Source organism: Microbacterium sp. VKM Ac-2923, from assembly GCF_022815605.1.
GTDB lineage: Bacteria > Actinomycetota > Actinomycetes > Actinomycetales > Microbacteriaceae > Microbacterium.
On record NZ_JALGRP010000007.1, the window covers coordinates 39,665 to 55,938 of the forward strand.

12 protein-coding genes are annotated in these 16,274 nt (G+C 69.5%); 6 read left to right on the forward strand and 6 right to left on the reverse strand.

The features are described from left to right. Positions 1 to 1,902: 1,902 nt before the first annotated feature. From MT347_RS12460 to MT347_RS12470, 3 genes are all read left to right on the forward strand, one after another. The gene (locus tag MT347_RS12460) at positions 1,903 to 2,829 is read left to right on the forward strand and encodes an AAA family ATPase (RefSeq protein ID WP_308194234.1); all 927 of its coding nucleotides are present in this window, start codon (positions 1,903 to 1,905) and stop codon (positions 2,827 to 2,829) included. Continuing rightward, positions 2,829 to 3,806: a ParB/RepB/Spo0J family partition protein gene (locus MT347_RS12465; protein WP_243501507.1), complete on the forward strand. Its 978-nt coding sequence runs from the start codon at positions 2,829 to 2,831 to the stop codon at positions 3,804 to 3,806. Before MT347_RS12460 ends, MT347_RS12465 begins: the two co-directional genes overlap by 1 nt. 82 nt (positions 3,807 to 3,888) lie before the next feature. Then, entirely contained in the window at positions 3,889 to 4,236 is a 348-nt protein-coding gene (locus MT347_RS12470; RefSeq protein WP_374206535.1) for a tryptophan synthase subunit alpha, read from the forward strand. 392 nt (positions 4,237 to 4,628) lie between these two features. On the opposite strand, the gene trxA is transcribed toward MT347_RS12470, so the two are convergent. From trxA to MT347_RS12490, 4 genes are all read right to left on the reverse strand, one after another. After that, positions 4,629 to 4,952 carry a thioredoxin gene (gene trxA, locus MT347_RS12475; protein WP_243501509.1) on the reverse strand — a complete coding sequence of 108 codons (324 nt, stop codon included), beginning with the start codon at positions 4,950 to 4,952 and terminating at the stop codon, positions 4,629 to 4,631. Positions 4,953 to 5,014: 62 nt separating this feature from the next. Then, positions 5,015 to 6,001 carry a thioredoxin-disulfide reductase gene (gene trxB, locus MT347_RS12480; protein WP_243501510.1) on the reverse strand — a complete coding sequence of 329 codons (987 nt, stop codon included), beginning with the start codon at positions 5,999 to 6,001 and terminating at the stop codon, positions 5,015 to 5,017. 73 nt (positions 6,002 to 6,074) lie between these two features. Beyond that, on the reverse strand, positions 6,075 to 7,670 hold the full coding sequence (murJ, locus tag MT347_RS12485) for a murein biosynthesis integral membrane protein MurJ (protein WP_243501511.1): 1,596 nt from the start codon (positions 7,668 to 7,670) through the stop codon (positions 6,075 to 6,077). Beyond that, on the reverse strand, positions 7,667 to 9,874 hold the full coding sequence (locus MT347_RS12490) for a DUF6049 family protein (RefSeq protein ID WP_243501512.1): 2,208 nt from the start codon (positions 9,872 to 9,874) through the stop codon (positions 7,667 to 7,669). The genes murJ and MT347_RS12490 overlap by 4 nt, the downstream gene beginning before the upstream one ends. A gap of 100 nt (positions 9,875 to 9,974) precedes the next feature. Between MT347_RS12490 and MT347_RS12495 the strand changes: the two genes are divergently transcribed. Both MT347_RS12495 and MT347_RS12500 read left to right on the forward strand, forming a co-directional pair. Then, positions 9,975 to 11,486 (forward strand): methyltransferase, encoded by a 1,512-nt coding sequence (locus MT347_RS12495; protein ID WP_243501513.1) that lies wholly within the window; start codon positions 9,975 to 9,977, stop codon positions 11,484 to 11,486. Between the two features lie 145 nt (positions 11,487 to 11,631). Then, positions 11,632 to 13,059, forward strand: coding sequence for a CCA tRNA nucleotidyltransferase (locus tag MT347_RS12500; protein ID WP_243501514.1), 1,428 nt, complete (start codon positions 11,632 to 11,634; stop codon positions 13,057 to 13,059). Positions 13,060 to 13,239: 180 nt separating this feature from the next. Here MT347_RS12500 and MT347_RS12505 read toward each other — a convergent pair whose 3' ends face one another. Both MT347_RS12505 and MT347_RS12510 read right to left on the reverse strand, forming a co-directional pair. Then, a complete protein-coding gene (locus tag MT347_RS12505; protein WP_243501515.1) occupies positions 13,240 to 14,370 on the reverse strand; it encodes a hypothetical protein in 1,131 nt (376 codons plus the stop codon). Further along, positions 14,367 to 14,726 (reverse strand): PadR family transcriptional regulator, encoded by a 360-nt coding sequence (locus MT347_RS12510; protein ID WP_243501516.1) that lies wholly within the window; start codon positions 14,724 to 14,726, stop codon positions 14,367 to 14,369. The genes MT347_RS12505 and MT347_RS12510 overlap by 4 nt, the downstream gene beginning before the upstream one ends. Positions 14,727 to 14,921: 195 nt before the next feature. On the opposite strand from MT347_RS12510, the gene MT347_RS12515 reads away from it, so the two are divergent. Further along, on the forward strand, positions 14,922 to 16,208 hold the full coding sequence (locus tag MT347_RS12515; RefSeq protein ID WP_243501517.1) for a GAF domain-containing protein: 1,287 nt from the start codon (positions 14,922 to 14,924) through the stop codon (positions 16,206 to 16,208). Positions 16,209 to 16,274 lie beyond the last annotated feature (66 nt).

Consider the following 16,274-nt stretch of genomic DNA (forward strand, 5'->3'; position numbering starts at 1 on the left):
CCCTTCCCGGCATGGAACGAAGGTCTTGGCGGCATGCGTTCCAAGCAATGCCTGGGGACGAGCGACGCAATGGCCTGCCATGGTTCGATTCGCCGCCGCACACATCCAAACTCTGTCAAGAGTCCGGGGCCCAGGGTGCTGACCGCTCGTGGCGTGCGGGTGTGCGTCGCCAGAGTGGCTTCACCCATGCAAGCCTGCAGTCTTACTGTCTGGGCTACCTGCCGTGCGCGGCGTTTCACGTGGAACATCGACTGAAACGCGGCTCGCGACGCCCATGACGCCTCGACTGCCCGGGGTACAAGCGAGCGGCTCAACGCAGGATTGCGCGAGGCGAGGTTGCAGGCAGAGCGCAGGACATAAGTAGCGGTGCAGTTTGGCGCTCGGCCAGAACGCTGGACGGCTTGGTCGGAGTTGGCGGGATCGACCGTCGCTGCGGCGCCTCCGAACGCACCCAGATTCCGCCAAGCGCTTACGTGGCGGGTGGCGAGCGGCGAAGGACCCGGGCACGGCTTGTGCGGGACGCACGTTAAGGCACAAGGGCGCGGGCGCGAGGCGTGAACTGTGGCCGCACGTGCGCGTGAGGCTCCGTGCCCACGTCGTGAGAGATGCATCACCGATAGCGGTGGTGTGTGGCGGCGCTGGATGTGGAGCCTGGTGGTGTCGGTGTCTGATGTGGGATGCGGGATCGCGTCGGGGGGGGCGAAGCGCGAGCCCGGAGTGCGCGGTGGGTGACATCGGATGTGGGTTCGGGTGCGCGGGGTGCGACGTCCGGGTCCGGGTGAGTCGTGTGGAACATGGGGGCAGGGTCCGGAGAGCGGCGCACGGCGGGCGGGTTGCGCGGCGTGTGGCGTGCGGGGCGTGGGATGACGGATGCCGGACGCCTGGTGCTGGATGCGACATCCGGTCGCCACGTCAGGGATGCGGGGTCCATGATGCTCCCTCGCCATACGGGTATACGGCCCGGGGTGTGGAGGCCCGTGGTCGGTGGTCCGTGGTCGGCGACTCGTAGTTCGTCGTCGGCGTTCCGTGGTCCCGGGGGTGTGGATCCGGATGAGGGGCTGCCGGCGACGGAATCCAGACTGCCCGGTCTCGAGCTACGGATGGCGGTGTATCGCCCGCGGCGAGCGGCCACGAACTCCTCGGGAAAGCCGGGAGCCGGGGGGCGTTGGATGACCCACGTCGGACGGGGCAGACTCTGAGGCGCCCCGTGTGCGAGGCGCCGACCGAGAGGCCGTGGAGCAAGTTTCAGACGCACACCACAGGCCTGGGGAACGAGCTCCCGATGCGGGCCACCCGCGCGCTCCGATATCGGTCGACGGTAGTGGAGTCGGCAGGACCGGTTTGGGTGGAGCGCATGGGCACGAGAGCGTCCGTAGGACAATCTCACGCGACCGATCGACGCATGAGGCGAAGCTGTGCTTGATCCGCCGTCCCGCTCTCCCGTTGGGCAGCGAGAGGGCGCACCCACCGCCGATAAGAGGCGAAATGAACGGTCCCAATCGGGCGACGTTCAGAGGCGTCACGATAGCCTCCCGACAAACCGAACAATCAGAACCCTCTACCCCACACCGTTTCGAGCCGGAGGGCCCCACTCTGACGCGAGAGACGTCAAGGACGCAGCTCGTCGACGCGGTGTTTCACGTGAAACATCCTCTCCTGGAACTGTTCACCTTTCCCGAGCCCCACGCCTATGGCAGAACGCCCCGAGGTGTCCCCGAGGTGTCCACGCGTGCCCGGACAGCCTTTCCGTCCCCGGACCAACCCCTGTCCCGCATACCAACCCGTAGCCCTGTTCCCGCCCCCCCAGCCTTCCTCACCACCCGCTCCTATACGCGGGGCTCCGGCGACGAAGGGGAATGTCGCACCCCGCGGGTAGACTGAGAGGGTTCGTGACGGTGAGAGGTGTTTCACGTGAAACAGTCCGGTGAGGCATCCTCATCTTTTTCGCTCGACGACTCTCCTATCGCTCGCGAGATCGCTGATCTCTCGGCACGGCGCCGTGCCCTGGAGGCAACTGAAGTGACTCTTACGGGACGCACTCGGGTTTTCACGGTGTCGAACCAGAAGGGTGGCGTGGGAAAAACCACCACCGCCGTCAACATGGCAGCAGCTCTCGCATCTCTGGGGGCTCGCGTTCTCGTGGTTGATCTGGATCCGCAGGGCAATGCATCGACGGCCCTCGGTGTCGCGCATCACGCTGAGACTCCGAGCATCTACGACGTCCTCATCAACGACGTCGCACTTGTCGACATCATTCAGGTGAGCCCCGAGTCCCCTCACCTCCTCTGCGCGCCCAGCACCATTCACCTGGCAGGCGCGGAGATCGAACTCGTCTCGCAAGTCGCCCGCGAGCACCGCCTGCGCGGCGCTCTGCGTGAGTACCTCGACATCAAGGACAACCACCTCGATTTCGTGATCATCGACTGCCCACCATCGCTGGGTCTGCTGACTATCAACGCGTTCACCGCGGCCGACGAGGTCATGATTCCGATTCAGTGCGAGTATTACGCGCTGGAGGGACTGAGTCAGCTCCTCAGCAGTGTGCAGATGATTCAGAAGCATCTCAACCCCAAGCTTCACGTGTCGACCATCCTGCTGACGATGTACGACGGTCGCACACGTCTTGCTCAGCAGGTCGCCGAAGAGGTCCGTTCCCACTTCAGTCACGAAGTGCTCGACACCGTCATCCCGCGGTCAGTACGCGTGTCCGAGGCGCCGAGCTTCGGTCAGACCGTCATCGCGTACGATGGCCAGTCAGCGGGCGCCATCGCCTACCGCGAAGCAGCGGTCGAAATCGTCGCTCGCGACACCACCGAAAAGGAATCCTGATGGCCAAGAGGACCGGTCTGGGCCGCGGTATCGGCGCGCTCATCCCCACCGCCGAACCGTCGGAGGCGCGGCCCGTCGACGTCTTCTTCCCTGGAGCATCCTCCGCGGACAAGGCGCACTCGTCACCGTCTCCGGACGCGTCGACTCCCGCGGACGGTGACCAACTCGTCACCGTTCCGGGCGCGCGCTTGATCCATGTCGACCCCGCGTCGATCGTGCCGAATCCTCGTCAGCCGCGTACGCACTTCGACTCCGATGATCTCGCAGAACTCGTGCACTCCGTGCGTGAGTTCGGTGTGCTGCAGCCTGTCGTCGTCCGCGACAAGGGCGATGGAACGTACGAACTCATCATGGGTGAGCGTCGCACGCGGGCCTCCCGCGAAGCGGGGCTGGCATCCATCCCCGCGGTCGTCCGCGAGACCGAAGACGAGTATCTGCTGCGCGACGCGTTGCTTGAGAACCTGCATCGTTCGCAGCTCAACCCGCTGGAAGAGGCATCGGCCTACCAGCAGCTGCTCGAGGACTTCGGTATCACCCAGGAAGAACTGGCGACCCGCATCGGACGCTCACGGCCGCAGATCAGCAATACCATTCGTCTGCTCAAGCTCCCGATTGCGGTGCAGCAGCGCGTCGCCGCGGGCGTGCTGAGCGCGGGCCACGCTCGCGCCATCCTTTCGCTGGACGACCCGAAAGAGATGCAGAAGCTCGCCGACAAGATCGTCAACGAGGATCTCTCCGTCCGCGCGGCCGAGGCCGCCGCGAAGATGCCAGGCGTGGTGCCCGTTCGTCACAAGCCCCAGGCCGGAGCACGTCAGATGGGGCTCGACAGCATCGCCGAGCGACTCGGCGATCGCTTCGACACAAAGGTACGAGTCTCGCTGACCGCTAAAAAAGGGCAGATCAGCATTGATTTCTCCTCGATCCAGGACCTGAATCGGATCCTCGCGACCCTCGGTGACGAGGGGTACACGGGCTGACGGCCGATCGCGGCGGGCGCGTCACGCGGTCGGCGAACAACCGAGCGACGCCGGTGCCGACGGCTCAACGTACGCTGGAATGGTGACAGCGAACGACGACACCACACGTCGCCGCGCCAGCCTCGAGCTGCTGCGCGCCGAGGCGTCCGATGAGTTGGCCGTGCTCGTCCACGAACGTCTCCGCGGGGGTGAAGACCCCTGGGACTTCATGGAAGACCTCCCGACCGTCGATGAGCTTGTGGTCCTCACCCTGCGGGCGGAGAACATCGCGGAGAACGGCGGTCAGCGACCCAACCGGTCGCGGAACTACCGTGTGCTCCGCCAGATCTCGCTCGACTACCCGCCCCTGACACGTGCCGTGTGGCGCATCCTGGGCGACGAAGAGCCTCACCGCCGCTGGGACACCAGTGTGCGCCTCGACGCGTCCTGAGGGCTCTCAGCACGCCGCCGGTTCGGTGGGCCCCCCGCCACGAGCAGGCGTGCCCCCAAGGGCCGCGGGAAGGGGGGTGTGGCGGCGTCTCTCCCCTTCACGTGACGGCGGCCTCGAACCCCGGACCGTCGCACCCGGGAACGCAGGGCAGGACCACGAGGCCAGCGGTCGCGCCCGCGGACGACGGCCGTGCGGTGTCGCGCGGGTGATGGCGCTCCGCCGTCCGTGGCGAAGCCGGATGAACCGCGCCGGCGGCCCGGGCGCACCGGTAGAGGAAGCGGCATCCCTGTCGGGGAACACTCCGGATCAGCCGGAGACGCGGCATCCGAGAAGCTCGAACATGCCGAAAGCCCCGAATCCGTACGGAGTCGGGGCTTTCGAAAAAACACGTGTCAGCCGATGAACGCGGCGAGGTCCTGCTCGAGCGCGAACTTGGGCTTGGCGCCGATGATGGTCGTCTTGACCTCGCCGCCCTGGAACACCTTCATCGCGGGGATCGAGGTGATCTGGTACTTCATCGCGAGGTCGGGGTTCTCGTCGACGTTGAGCTTGAGCACCGTGATCTTGCCGGCGTTCTCGTTCTGGATCTCGTCGAGCACCGGAGCGACCATGCGGCAGGGTCCGCACCACTCGGCCCAGAAGTCCACGAGCACGGGTCCCTCAGCCTGCAGGACGTCCTGCTCGAACGTGGCAGAAGTCGTCGCCTTGGCGGTCATTGCATATCTCCTTAGTTGGAAGCTTCAGTGTGTGAAAACGCCGGTGAGCGTGGATTTGTTCCTCAGACGACGGCGGCGTCCGGAAGCCCCTCCAGGGGGCTCTCCGACACGGCGGGCTCGCCGGCCTCGCCGCGCGCGGCGAGGAAGTGCTCCACGTCGAGGGCCGCGACAGTTCCGCTGCCCGCGGCGGTGATGGCCTGACGGTATGTCGGGTCGATCACGTCGCCGGCGGCGAAGACGCCCTCGACCGACGTGCGCGAGGAGCGACCGTCGACCCAGATGGTGCCCTGGTCGGTGAGCTGGAGCTTGTCGTGCACCAGGTGGGTGCGCGGGTCGTTACCGATCGCGACGAACAGCCCATCGAGGGGGAGCTCGCTCGTCGTGTCGTCGATGGTGGAGCGCAGACGCACGCCGTTGACGGCATCTTCACCGAGGATCTCGTCGACCGCACTGTTCCAGATGAACTCGATCTTGGGGTTCGCGAAGGCGCGCTCCTGCATGATCTTGGAGGCGCGCAGAGAGTCCTTGCGGTGGATGACGTAGACCTTCGACGCGAACTTGGTGAGGAAGTTCGCCTCTTCCATCGCCGAGTCACCGCCGCCGACGACGGCGATGGTGCGGTCGCGGAAGAAGAAGCCGTCGCACGTGGCGCACCACGACACACCTCGGCCCGACAGACGCTCTTCGCCCTCAAGACCCAGCTTGCGGTAGGCGGAGCCGGTGGCGTAGATGACCGAGACGGCCTCTTCGACCTTGCCGCTGCCGAGCGTGATCGTCTTGACGGGGCCGTCGAGCTGCAGCGAGACGACGTCGTCGTACAGGACTTCGGCGCCGAAACGCTCGGCCTGGGCCTGCATCTTGGCCATGAGGTCAGGACCCTGGATGCCGTCGGGGAACCCGGGGAAGTTCTCGACCTCGGTGGTGTTCATGAGGTCTCCACCGGCTTCGACGGAGCTCGCGACGACGAGGGGTTCCAGATTCGCTCGGGCGGCGTAGATGGCGGCGGTGTAGCCGGCCGGGCCCGACCCGATGATGATGACGTGACGCACGGTTGCGCCTTCCTCTCGTTGATTCCGTCGGATGAAACCCATGCTAGCCGCGGGGTATTCCACGGCCGCGGGGCTAGCGCTTGGGGAGGAACCGCCGGCCGAGCGCGAGCGCCGGCGCGAGCTCGGGAGTGCGGAACAGGGCGAGGATGCCGACGTACACGGCGAGGACGACGACGCCGATGATCCCGGCCCCCAGCGCACCGGCGAGCGGGTTCGACAGTGTCCATCCGGCATCCGCTCCGAGCAGCATCCACACGCCCCAGCCGGCCGCTGCCGACGGAAGCGCGGCGACGGCGAACTTGCCGAGAGTGAGGAGCCAGGATGCCGCGCCGATGCCTCCCAGGCGGCGGTGGAGCAGCACCGTCGCCACCACGACCTGGATCACACTGGCGATGGATTGGGTCAACGCCACCCCCGCTGCCAGCTCACCGCGCGGGAGAACCGCCCCGGCGAGCAGAGCACCCGCCACGACGAGCGCGCACTGCAGGACCGTGAAGGAGAACGGCGTGCGGGTGTCGTTGTAGGCGTAGAACGTGCGCTGCACGACGAAGAGGACGGCGAGGGGTACGAGGCACACGAGGAAGCACAGCAGGACGGGTGCCACCGCGGCGGCCTCGTCGGCGGAGCGGGTGAAGATGCGACTGGCCGGCACGGCGGCGGCGGCGAGGGCGGCGGTGGAGGCGACGATGAAGAACCCGAGGGTGCGGATGCTGCGGGAGATGTCGGTGCGGACGTCATCGTCCCTGCCGGCGGACGCATGCTCACTCAGCTGGGTGAAGTAGGGGGTTCCGATCGAGAGGACGATGATCGAATACGGCAGCATGAACAGCAGCCACGCGTTCTGGGACGCGAACATCGCGGGGTCCTCGCCGGATGCGCTGGACAAGACGTTGGACTGGACGATGCCGGCGAGCTGCCCGGCGACCACCATGAGGAACGTCCAGCCCGCCAAACGGCTGATGTCGCGCAGCCCCACGCCCTTCCACCGGAAGTCGGGACGCAGTGCGAGGCCCGCTCGTCGCCAGAAGAACATCAGCACGGCGGCCTGGACGACGATGCCCGCCGTGGCCGTTCCGGCGAGGACGGCGATCATCGTCGGCGTCCATGCCTCGACCTCGGCCTGCGGGCCGAAGAGGGCGATGAACGCGCCGAATCCGGCGATCGAGACGACGTTGTTCACGATCGGGGCCCACGTGTACGGGCCGAACACGCGTCGCGCGTTGAGGATCTCGCCGAGCAGCGCGTAGAGACCGTAGAAGAAGATCTGCGGCAGGCACCAGTAGGCGAACGCCGTCGACAGCGCGAGCTGGGCGTCGGTGAACTCGCTCGCGTACACCTGCACGAGCAGGGGCGCGGCGATCGTGGCGAGCACCGCTGCGGCGATGAGTCCGACGGTGCCGAGAGTGAAGAGCTTGGAGATGAAGGCCTGACCGCCGTCGGCATGCGCGGCCGCCTTGACGATCTGAGGGACGACGACGGCCGTCAGCAGACCCGTCGAGATGATCGCGTAGATGTTGTTGGGCAGCTGGTTGGCGACGGCGAACGCGTCGCCCGCGCCGCCGATCGTGCCGATGGCCGCGACCAGCACGATGCCGCGCACCAGGCCGATCACGCGCGACACGATGGTGCCGGCTCCGATGAGCACGCTCGCCCGTCCGATACTGCTCACGGGCGAAGGTCCTTATCGTCGGGTGCGGGGGTGAACTCGTCGGCGGACTCGGCCGGGCTGCGCCCGTCGGCATCCGGGTCCTTGACCCCGATGCCGTCGGTGGGGGTGTCGGCATCCGAGTTCTCGCCCTCGGCGCGGGTGCGGCGGCGACGCGCGATCGTCCGCACCACGCCGAGGCTGAGGAAGCCGACCACGAGCACGACGATCACGATCAGCCCGATGCTCTCCCACTCGGCGCGCACCTCGACATCGACTCGCTGCGGCGATCCGACCGGTTCGTCGGTGGGACTGTAGAGCTGGAAGTCGACGCTGACCTCACCGTTGGCGATGCGGGCCTCGACGGGCACTTCGACACGAGTATTGGCCGCGGCCTGCGCCTCGATCGTCGTACGGTCCTGCACGCGCAGGCGCGCATCGTCCGGGCGCACGGCGAGGACCACCGTCACCGGCCACGGCAGGTCGTTGCGCACCCAGGGCCGCAGCGGCGCACTCGAACTGACCAGCCGGAAATCGGACGACAGGATGCCGACGGAGTCCAACGTGGTCTGCGTGCCGGCGCGGTGGTCGGCGACGGCCTGGCGGGCGGCATCCCCCGTCCACGAGACGCTGATGACCTGCAGCAGCTCCGCTCGCTCGCGGCCGGTGAGCAGCTCGGGCTGCTCGAGGATCGTCGCGAACCGGTCGACCGCCTGCTCGTCGGAGACCAGCTCGCCCACCTCGGCCACGCGCGTCGCGTCGACGGTGGGCCCGGCCAACGAGATCTCGGATGCCGGCCGGCCAGCGACCTCGGCGAAGGTCGATGCGGTGAGCCCCGGCGCCGACGAGAGCAGGCCGAGCGTGGCGCGGAGGCTCCCGCGCGAGCGGTCGGTGCCGCGGTCGAGCATGGCCAGAACGGGTTGGTCCCCGGCCGCGGCGCGGGCGATCGCCAGATACCCCTGGGCGGCGGCCAGGGACGCTCCGCGGCGGGTCGCGTCGTTCTGGCCGGCCGCGGCGGCGAGGACGCGTGACACCTTGGCGTCGTAGACCGGGGTCGACACTCCCCCGACCGTCGCGGCGACGGGCCGGGCGCCGCCGGCCACGCTCGTGGAAGCGATCAGGACACGGGTGGGCTCCTCGGGCGTACCCAGGGCTGCCAGCGACGCCACCGTCTCGGCTCCTGCCGACCCCGTCGCCGGCCAGAAGATGTTCGGCGTCGCCGAGCCGATGTCGACCAGCGTGGACAGCGACGGGAAGGTCGTCTGCCCCGGGCTCGTGGAGGGAACCGGCTGAGGGCTCGAGACCGTGGACACCGCCGGCGCGGGACCGGTGAAGTCGGCTTCGGACATGTAGGACTGCAGCGAGATCGGACCCATCGGGGCGCTCAGGCCGGCCTGTAACTGTGCGGCGATGTCGGCATCGCCGAACTGCAGGGCGAACCGGTCGTTCGGGAGCGCGAGCAGGCGTTGCAGCCACGCCACGGCCGTGGGCGGTGCCGCGGAGCCGAGCACGCGGATCGCGGCGGGGATCGCCGGGTCCACCGCGAGGGTGGCGAGGGTGCCGTCCACGGCGTCGAGCTGAGCCGACAACGCACCGTCGACGGCCGTCAGCTCCGCCAGCTCGTTGCCGGTGAGCAGTCCCCGCGTCAGGGGGGCCGCGGTGATGGGCACGACCAGGGCGACCGGGGTCGCCGGGCCGTCGGCCGGGACGACGACCACGCTCGACGCGGTCAGGCCCGCCGCGGTCACCCGCACCGGGTACACCCCGGCGCCGCGCGACGAGAGGGCGGGATCGGCCGCGGGAACGGTCACCGTGCTCGAGCTCTGGGCGCCGGAGGCGGTGGCATCCACGGTCGCCGTCGCCACCTGCCGCAGGGTCTGTCCCGTCGCGTCGCCGCCGAGCCACCGGTCGAGGGAGGCGTCGTCGCCCAGGGGCGCAGACCCGATCGAGAGGGCGACCGGGGTCGGGGAGACGGCCGAGGACCCGGCCGAGAGGGTGACGACGACCGACAGGGGCTCACCCGGGCGCAGGATGCCGTTCGCTGCGGGCGCGGCCGAGAGCGACGAGGCTTCGGCCGACGGCGACGGATCGGGGGTCGCAGCGACCGCGACGGCCGACGGCAGGACCACGCCGAGGGCCAGGGCACCCGCGGCGAGGGTCGCCAGGAGCCGGCGCGCGAGGGGGCGCCGCAGCACGGGTGAGCCCGAAGGCGGGGAAGTTACGGTCATACGAGCGTCGGTGGCGCGAGGCGGCCTCGCACCGCGATGAGTCTAGGCCCGCGTCCCTTGAAGCCCCCCGATAGCCTCGCGCAGACGATTGAATGGACCGGTGCTCCCCGAACCCGAACCCCGCCTGTGCCACGCGCTCGCCGCCGACCTCCGTGCCGCGGGCTACACGAGCGTCGCTCTTCGCGAGGCCTGGGGGCCCCAGGCGGACGACGCCGTGGCCCGGGGCCTGCGTCGACCCGCGGAACGGGCACTCGGCGACCGTACCGACGCCCTCGCGGTGCTGGGGCGGTTGTGGGGACTCGGCCTCACCGTGCGCCCCGAGCAGGCGGCGGCCGCCCTCCCCAGCCTCGGTGTCGACGGGGCGGTCGCCCTCGGACTCGCGCGCACCGAGGGTGACGCCGTGCACCCCGCCGTCATCGTGCGGCCGCAGGCGTTCTCCGACGACGCCGGCGAGGTCGAGTGGTGGATCGCGAGCGACCTCGACGAGGCCGCCCTGCAGGGTCCGCTCCCCGAGGATCACGTGCTCGGCGTCGGCGGCGCCTCCCAGACACTCGCTCGCCTGCAGCTGACCCGCCGCGCGAGGACGGCTCTCGACGTCGGCACCGGGTGCGGCATCCAGGCCCTGCGACTGCGTCGTCTGGTCGATCACGTCGTCGCGACCGACATCTCCGAGCGGGCGCTGCGGTTCACGCGGCTGAACGCGCTGCTCAACGGCGTCGACGGCATCGAGACGCGGCACGGGTCTCTCTTCGACCCCGTGGTGGGCGAGACGTTCGACCGGGTGGCATCCAACCCCCCGTTCGTCATCACGCCCCGCGTCGAGGGAGTGCCGGCATACGAGTACCGCGACGGCGGCTTAGAAGGGGACGCGCTGGTGTCGGCGGTGATCGGCGGTGTCGCGGCTCATCTGTCTCCCGGCGGCGTCGCGCAGTCGCTCGGCAACTGGGAGTACCGCGAGGGGGAACCGGGCCTCGATCGCGTGCGCTCGTGGGTCGGCGAGGAGATGGACGCCTGGGTGATCGAGCGGGAGGTGCTCGACCCGCTCGCCTACGCCGAGCTGTGGGTGCGCGACGGCGGCACCGTGCCCGGTACGCCCGCGTACGCGCGGCTGATCGACTCGTGGCTGGAGGACTTCGCCGGTCGGGGCGTCACGGCCGTCGGCTTCGGGTACGTGCTCCTGCGCAAGCCCCTCGCCGGCGGCCCGACGCTCATGCGGTACGAGCGTGTCGCGGGCGGCGGGGAGGCTGCGTTCGGACCGCACCTGGCCGCCTGCCTCGCTGCACACGACCGGGCGGCGATGCTCGACGACGACGATCTCGCGGCGAGTGTGCTGCAGGTGGCGCCGGACGTCACCGAGGCGCGGCACCACCGCCCGGGCGAGGGTGATCCGTCGGTCATCGAGTTGCACCAGGGCGGGGGATTCGCGCGGCGGATCGAGGTCGATCCGGCCCTCGCCGCCCTGGTGGGCGCCTGCGACGGCGACCTGGCCGTCGGGGTGCTGATCGACGCGATCGCCCAGTTGATGGAAGTGGATGCCGCGCACCTGCGCGCCGACCTGCTCCCGCGCGTGCGCGAGATGCTGATGACCGGGTTCGTGGCGTTCGCGGACTGAGGCTGCGGCGGCGGCCGCGCGGCTCGCAGTTCCGGTGTTCCCGACACCCGGATGTCGAACGGCGGCCTCCGTGTGTTCTGGACACTCGCGGGGGTGGTGGCGGAGCGGCCGGTCGCTGTCGGTGGCCGCGGATAGGCTCGAAGGCATGCTGAACATGGCCGAGGGTCTCGCGCGCCTCGAGGAGCTCGCCGCGCACCCCGTCGTCGCCACCGTCGCCCGCGTCTTCGCCGATGCGGGGCGCGATCTGGCGATCGTCGGCGGTCCCGTGCGCGACGCCCTGCTGGGTCGCACCACCCACGACTTCGATTTCACCACCGACGCTCGACCCGACGAGATCCTCGCGCTCATCACGCCCGTCTCGTCGGCGCAGTGGGACATCGGGCGCGCCTACGGAACGATCGGTGCCCGCATCCGGGGCGAGCAGGTCGAGATCACCACGTTCCGTGCTGACAGTTACGACGGCGTCACCCGCAAGCCCACCGTCGAGTTCGGCGACACGCTCGAGGCCGATCTCAGCCGCCGCGACTTCACCGTCAACGCGATGGCTCTGCGCGTGCCCGCGCGAGCGCTCGTCGACCCGACCGGCGGCGTCGAAGACCTCATCGCCGGGCGTCTGCGCACCCCCATCGACCCCGCGGTCAGCTTCGGCGACGACCCGTTGCGCATGCTGCGCGCCGCCCGGTTCTCGTCGCAGCTCAACTTCACCGTCGACCCCGAGACGCTCGACGCGATCGCCGAGCTCCGCGGATCGCTCGAGATCATCAGCCCCGAACGCGTGCAGGCCGAGCTCGTGCGTCTCCTTCAGACGGACGACCCGGTCCGCGGCATCCGCGTGCTCGTGGAGACACGGCTGATCGAGGAGTTCCTCCCCGAGGTGCCGGCCCTGCGTCTCGAGGTCGACGAGCACCACCACCACAAAGACGTCTACGAGCACTCGCTCACCGTGCTGCGGCAGGCCATCTCGCTCGAGAAGAGCCGGCATCCGGATGCCGCTCCCGACGTGCCCCTCCGCCTGGCCGCACTCCTGCACGACATCGGTAAGCCCGCCACGCGGCGTCTCGAAGACGGCGGCGGTGTGACCTTCCACCACCACGACATCAAGGGCGCTCGGATGGCCCGCAAACGGCTGCAGGCGCTGCGCTTCGACGCGGCGACGACGACGGTCGTCACGCGCCTCGTCGAGCTGCACCTGCGATTCTTCGGCTACGCCGAGGGAGCGTGGACGGATGCCGCGGTGCGCCGATACGTGCGCGACGCCGGCGACGAACTGGAGCGCCTGCACATCCTCACGCGCGCCGATGTGACCACGCGTAACAAGCGCAAGGCGCAGCGCCTGGCATCCGCCTACGACGACATCGAGAACCGCATCATCGCCCTTCGCGAGCAGGAGGAGATCGACTCGATCCGCCCGGAGCTCGACGGCAACCGCATCCAGGAGGTGCTGGGGGTGAAGCCTGGCCGCGAGGTGGGCGAGGCCTACCGCTTCCTGCTCGACCTGCGCCTCGACGAGGGCGTCGTCGGCGTGGACGAGGCCGAGAAGCGCCTTCGGGAGTGGTGGGCCGCGCGGGGCTGAGCCCGCGCCCGCGCCCGATGTTCGGGTCGTGAATCGTGCGGACGGGGCGTGATTCGTGCGCCCCCACTCGCCGAATCACGCCCCGAGTCTCCGTGGCCTACTCCTCGGCGTCGCGTGACTGCTCCAGTGCGTCGATGACGAGGTGGGTGAGGTCGATGCTCACGATGCGCGGCTCGTCGCTCACGGGGTCACCACCTCGTCCGAGGTCGGCGTCGGAGTTTCTCCCACGGTGGGCGTCGGCGCCGGTGTCACGGTGCCTTCCGCGGCGGCATCCATCGACGGGGTCGAGGAGGGCACGGTATCCGCGGGCAGCGGCTGCACCCGCAGGAAGGGGAACGATGTTTGCGCGGCTTTGGCGAGGTCGTCCATTTCGTTCCACGTGACCTGGCCGTCTGGGATCTCCCGGAGGGGGAACACGTTCCACGCGTCGCTGCCACCCGGGATGAGGTACGGCACCGGCACGGGACCACCTCCCCCGAAGAAGTACGAGTCGTACCGCTGCGGTCCCTCATCGCGACCGACGGTCGTGAGCGGATCTCCGTCCTGGTCGAAGAGTTGCACCGCGGGAATCGGATTGCCCTCGGCGTCGAAGGCGTAGATGTTGCGGACCCGTTCGCCGTCGACCGCGAGGCCGGGGGTGTAGGGGATGACCGCCGAGATGTTGTTCGATGCGTTCCACACCGTCGACTGCAGGCTCCCCATGAGTGCGATGAGCGTGAACGGGGTGAGAAGCAGTGCCACGACACTCACACCGGTGCGGATGCTGCGCAGGATCCGATTCGGCACCCAGCGCCCGCGCCCCCACTGCACGCTGACAAGAAGCAGAGCCCCCATCAGCACGATTCCGGGGAACTGCACGGCGCCGATCAGATACGCGAGCGGACCCGTCATCCATGCGTAGCCCGACCACAAGAACGGCGCGACGACGAGGTAGAGCACGACCGCGCGGAGGATCCACCACAGCGGGCGGAGGGATGCCGTCAGATCGAGGGTCCATGCGCCAGCCGGGTTTCGTCGCACCTGGGTGTCGATGGAGCGCCCGAGTCGCGCGAGGCGTTGCGCAACCGGCGTCCGCGTGGCGCGGGAGGTCCCGCTGCGTTCGGGGAGCCCCGCGGCCGACCGCAGCTCCGCGGCGTAGGTCGTGGCATCCGGGAGCTCGAAACCATCGCCGGCCTCGGCGGCCTGATCGGACAGATCGGCCTCGAGACCGTCGAGCAGGTCGTCGACCTCGTCGGCGGGCAGGTCGTCGAGGTGCGCGCGCACCTCGGACGCGAAGGCGCGGATATCGTCACGGACGGGTGTGGTGATCATCGTGCGTCTCCGATCGTGCGCAGCTTCTTCGAGTGGGTGGTGTCGTCGAGCAGGCTGGTCATAGCCGACGAGAACTGCGTCCAGCTCGCACGCTGCGTGTCGAGCAGTTCGCGACCCTGCGGGTTGATGGCGTAGTACTTGCGGTGCGGTCCCCCATCGCTGGGCACGACGTAGCTCGACAGCGCCCCCGCTGAATACAGACGCCGCAGTGTGCCGTACACCGAGGCGTCTCCCACCTCGCCGAGGCCTGCTTCGCGCAGTCGTCGCACGATGTCGTACCCGTATCCGTCGTCGTGCTGCACGACCGCGAGCACGGCGGCGTCCAGCACCCCTTTCAATAGCTGCGTCGTGTCCACGCGCCCCCCTTTCGCTTGTCTGCCTGGGACAGTACCACGCAGTGCGCGGTAGTGCGTAGTGCGGATAATTCCCGCATGTCCGGACTCCCCGGGTCGGAGCGATGCCATGCCTGCGAGCGGCCTGCGAAACCGCGCCTCAGCCGCATCCGCCGACCTACACTGAGATCCACCTCCGTCACCGCCGATGGGAGTCCTGTGCCCTCCTCCTGGTCGCGACCCGCGATCTCCCCCGAGACCTCGGGACTGCTGATCGCGCGCGCCCACGACGAACTCCTCGCCGGCAACGAGGATCGACGCCTCGATGACGTGCGTCCGCTGGTCACCGAGTCGTGGCGGCGGTCGATGGCATCCCTCGTCGGGCCCGAGGGACTCCCCGCGCTCGAGCTGGCGTCGGAGGAACTCGAGGCGTACCGCCGGGCTCATCCCCTTGCCGGGGTCATGGACATGGTGCGCGCCCTCCTGCTTCCTGGAACCGCCGAGGAGTCGGGCGTCGTCGTCGCCGTCGGCGACGCCGCGGGTCGCCTGCTCTGGGTCGAGGGCGACCGGCACATCCGCACACTCACGGGCGACATGGGCTTCGTTGCGGGGGCGAACTGGGCGGAGGATGCCGTGGGCACATCGGCCCCGGGAACGGCGCTGACCCTCGACCGGTCGGTGCAGATCCGCGGCGCCGAGCATTTCAACCGGCTCGTGCAGCCCTGGTCGTGCACCGCGGCGCCCGTGCACGATCCCGAGACCCGGCGTCTGCTCGGCGTCATCGACGTCACGGGAGGGTCCGAGGCTGTCACCCCGCAGGCGCAGCTGCTCGTGGATGCCACCGCCCGGGCGATCGAGAGCGAACTGCTCGTCGCCCGCCTGCGCGCGCAGCAGCCCCCTCCCCCGCGCCGATCCGCACCGGCGCGAGCCGTGCTGCGGATCCTCGGCCGCGATCGCGCGGTGCTCGAGGTCGGCGGGTCGCTGCTCGAGCTGAGCGCGCGGCACGCCGAGATCCTCCTCCTGCTCGCCGTGCACCGCGAGGGCCTCTCGGCCGAGGCGCTGAGCGAGGCCGTCTACGGCCATTCCGCCGTCGAGACCCTGCGCCCCGAGATGGTGCGACTGCGTCGCGCCCTGGTTCCGCTCGCTTCGCGGTTGGTTCCGGCATCCCGTCCCTATCGCCTGCTGGAGGGACTCGAGACCGACGCGCAGCACGTACTCTCGTTGCTCGACCGCGGAGCCCACCGTGTCGCGCTCGCGGCGTACTCCGGCCCCGTGCTGCCCGAGTCCGAGGCGCCGGGGGTGGTGGAGGTACGCGAATCGGTGCGGTCGGCCCTGCGTGAGGCGTTGATCGCCGAGGCCGGTGTCGACGTACTGCTCGGCTACGCCGACACCGCCGACGCCTGCGACGACGAGGAGGTGCTGCGGCTGTGCCTGTCGATGCTGCCGCCGCGTTCGCCGAAGCGTGCCGGCCTCGTCGCCCGGATCGAGCGGCTGCAGCGCGAGTGAACGGCACGGGAGCGACCGTGCTTCCGGGCGCGTTCACCCCTCGGTGGGCCCGATGTCGGAGGCCCT

What these genes read in the sequence shown, in the direction of transcription:
- MT347_RS12465 (WP_243501507.1), top strand. Translation starts at nt 2,829, where the DNA reads ATGGCCAAGAGGACCGGTCTGGGCCGCGGTATCGGCGCGCTCATCCCC.
- trxA (WP_243501509.1), bottom strand. Translation starts at nt 4,952, where the DNA reads ATGACCGCCAAGGCGACGACTTCTGCCACGTTCGAGCAGGACGTCCTG.
- MT347_RS12490 (WP_243501512.1), bottom strand. Translation starts at nt 9,874, where the DNA reads ATGACCGTAACTTCCCCGCCTTCGGGCTCACCCGTGCTGCGGCGCCCC.
- MT347_RS12500 (WP_243501514.1), top strand. Translation starts at nt 11,632, where the DNA reads ATGCTGAACATGGCCGAGGGTCTCGCGCGCCTCGAGGAGCTCGCCGCG.
- MT347_RS12505 (WP_243501515.1), bottom strand. Translation starts at nt 14,370, where the DNA reads ATGATCACCACACCCGTCCGTGACGATATCCGCGCCTTCGCGTCCGAG.